Annotated in this window: 2 protein-coding genes and 1 pseudogene; all 3 read right to left on the reverse strand. The window is 66.3% G+C overall.

Annotation, left to right across the window (positions count from 1 at the left end; genetic code table 11):
• Positions 1–282: 282 nt before the first annotated feature.
• Positions 283–1,566 carry a sorbosone dehydrogenase family protein gene (locus tag AB6A66_RS17255; RefSeq protein WP_371056868.1) on the reverse strand — a complete coding sequence of 428 codons (1,284 nt, stop codon included), beginning with the start codon at positions 1,564–1,566 and terminating at the stop codon, positions 283–285.
• A 103-nt stretch (positions 1,567–1,669) separates the two neighbouring features.
• The gene (locus AB6A66_RS17260) at positions 1,670–2,089 is read right to left on the reverse strand and encodes a cytochrome c (protein ID WP_371039330.1); all 420 of its coding nucleotides are present in this window, start codon (positions 2,087–2,089) and stop codon (positions 1,670–1,672) included.
• A pseudogene (locus tag AB6A66_RS17265) lies at positions 2,086–3,089 on the reverse strand (YeiH family protein). Before AB6A66_RS17265 ends, AB6A66_RS17260 begins: the two are co-directional and overlap by 4 nt.
• Positions 3,090–3,218 lie beyond the last annotated feature (129 nt).

Raw genomic sequence — 3,218 nt, forward strand, 5'->3', positions numbered from 1 at the left:
GGCGCGCATATGTTGGTGATCTGGCAAGGACGGTCGGAAAGCAGCGGTGCATCTCGTGCGGAGGCGGCCGGGAACCGTCTCGCACCGATTGGATCCTGTCGACGCTCCAAAGCGCCACGCGCGGGCGTCACGCCAGCGCGCTCCCGCGCATCTCTCCGGTCGAGCGTGTCGCGCCTTGGCCGGCTTCGGCGCCCCGGCCACCGCCGAAGATACCGGATCTGACGAGACGCAGATTTGCGGTGGCAGGCCGCGCCGCGAAGGTGGCGCGGCCCGCTTGCCGGCTCAGTCGCCCGGCGTCAGCTTGTGGACCGCCCCTCCGTCGACGGCGGTGTAGAGGCTGCCGTCGGGGCCCAGCACGAGCGAGCGGAAGCGCGCGGGCGGCATCGGCAGCGTCATCTCGGTCACGTCACGCACCGAGATCTCACCTTCGTGGGTCTCGAGCTCGATCACGTCGATGCGCTGGCCGATGGGCGTTCCGCCAAAGCCGATGCCCAGCAGGCCGACGGCCAATGCGCCGTCCCATTCGCCCCATTGCTCGCCTTGGAGAAAGGCAGCAGAGGATATGCCCTGCGACCAGCCGTTGTTTTCCCAGATCGGCGGCATCGCGTCGGGATAGGTCTCGAAATCCGTCATCGGCATGAACGACGCGCGTTCGAAGCGGTTCATGCCTTCGTCCTGGTTGGGCATGTACCCGCAATAGCCATCGGGACAGTCGCCCCGGCCCGCCATGTTGTCACGCGGGTCCCAGCCACCGTTCCCGCCGTTTTCCAGCACCGTGATCTCGTCGGAGTGCCATGGCCCGTGCTCGGTGATGATGGCGTCGCCCGTTTCGGGGTGAAAGGCGATGCCCTGCACGTTGCGGTGCCCGTAGGTGTAGGTCCGCTTGTCGAAGCCTTCGGGCGGGGTGTTGTCGGGGTGCGCACTTCCGTCCGTCTGGATGCGCAGCACCTTGGAGCCCATGAGCGTCGGGCTTTGCGGGATCTCGGGATTGTGGTTGTCGCCCGTGGTGAGCCACAGCGCCCCCTCGGGACCGAAGCGAACGCGCCCGCCGTTATGGGCACCGGGCCCGCCGAAGGGATGATCGGAGTCCTCCATCTTGTAGGGCACGTCATCCACGATATCGACGCGGTTCGAAACGGCGGTGAAGTCCTCGTTCACGGTGAAGCGCATCAGCCGGTTGGTGTGCGGATCGGACATGTCGGACGTGGCATAGACATAGATGCGCCGGTTGGTCTCGAACTCCGGGTCGAAGGCGACGCCCATCATCCCGGCCTGACCTTCGCAGAACAGGTCCGACCCGTTCGACGGGTAGCCATCGACGTCGCCCATGCCGTAGAGCGCGTTGACCGTCCCATCGGGCAACCGCACCGAAAGGCCGTTGCACTTCTCGCTGAACAGCATCGTTCCATCGTCGAGGAACGCGATGTCCCAAGGGCTGTCCAGCCCGTCGAGCACGACTTCGTGCTGAAGGCTGGTGGTGTTCATCCCCACCTGGGCGAAAGCCGGCGATGCAAGGATCGCGGTCCCGGTCAGCAGCGATGCGACGAAGGCCCTTTGATAAGCCATGTGATCCTCCCTTGAATGCCTTCCGACCAATGCGGCCTCCCGGAATTGATCGTCGGGAGGCGTTGGCGGTTAAGCTGTAAACGTAAGCACGATCGTTTTCCGATCAAGGCAAGCGCATGTCCGACATCCGACCGCCCGGGCCTTTCGCGCGTCGGTCGAAGGCGCGTGTCACGTGGACCGCAAGGCTGGCGATCTCCGTGTCCGAAATATCCCTCGCGGTCTGGATCATCGGAACCGAGTCCGGGCCGACGCGCGCGCCGGCTCTGTAAGTCTTCAGCCGGTTCGCGATGTAGTCCGGCGCCTTGTCGGACAGCTGCGGATAGCTCGCGACGCCCTGCGCCTCTTTGCCGTGGCAGGCATCCGTGCGGTGTAGCCCGACGGCGGCATGTGGCAGGCGACACGCGACGCGGCTCGTCTGTCGATGATGGCCGAGCGTGGGCGTCGATTCGGTTCGCCAGTCGGCCACGGCGAAATTCAGCGAAGAGCTTCGGGCGTTCGGGGCCAGCAGGGCGACCATCGTCACGCGAACTCCAGAAAGCTGATCCCGGCCAGGACGAGCCCCGCGAGAAACAGGGTTTCGGCCACGATCAGCGCGATCGCACCGCCACCCACCTTGATGATGTTGCGCAGGTCGGTCTTCATCCCGACCGCGGCGATGGCGGCCAGCAGGGCCCAGGACGAAAGCCCGGCCAGGAACGCGCCCAGCGTCTCGGGGATCAGGCCAAGCGAATTCAGCGTGGCGAGGCAGAGGAACCCCGCCACGAAGCCGGGCACGATCGGCGGCCGCGTGCCGTCCGCGCGCGTCTGTTCGCGTTGCCACACAAGCGTGATCACGATCACCACCGGTGCGAGGAACGAGACCCGGATCAATTTGACGAGAGTCGATGTCTCGCCCGCGGTGTCGGAAATCGAAAAGCCCGCGCCGACGACCTGCGCCACGTCGTGCACCGTCGCACCGATGAAGGCCCCCGCCGTGACGTCGTCGAAGCCGAGCGCATTGGTGAGGATCGGGTAGAGGATCATCGCGATCGTCGACAGGACCGTGACGCCCAGGACCGTGAACAGCAGGTTGCGCTCGGACCGTTCGTCCTTGGGCAGGACGGCGGCGATGGCCATGGCGGCCGATGCGCCGCAGATGGCGACCGCGCCGGCGGTGAGAATGGCAAATCGCGGCCCCTGTCCGATCAGGCGCGCCAGCGCCACGCCGAAGAGGATGGTGGCGACCGTCCCGCCGACAAGCAGCCCGATCATGCCCCAGCCCAGCGACGTCAGCATCTCGACGCTGATGCGCGCGCCCAGGACTGCAACGCCGAACCGCAGGACGGTGCGGGCGGTGAAGCCGATGCCCGCCGCGGTCGGTCCCGGTTCGCCGAGGAAATTCAGCGCGATCCCGAACAGCAGCGCNGTCCCGGTTCGCCGAGGAAATTCAGCGCGATCCCGAACAGCAGCGCCATGAGCATCGCCGGGGCGCCATGATGCTCGGCCACGAATTGCGCCGCCAGCGCGACGAGGACCGCGACCATGACGCCCGGCAGATACGCCTTGAGATGCCCGGCCAATCGCTGGCCGGACAAGCCGTACACCGTTTGCAGCTTCATGCCGGGATCAGGCTGTCTGCCTGACCATGTCTGCGGGGTTTATTCCTGCGACGG

This window comes from Rhodosalinus sp. K401, from assembly GCF_041365735.1.
GTDB lineage: Bacteria > Pseudomonadota > Alphaproteobacteria > Rhodobacterales > Rhodobacteraceae > Rhodosalinus.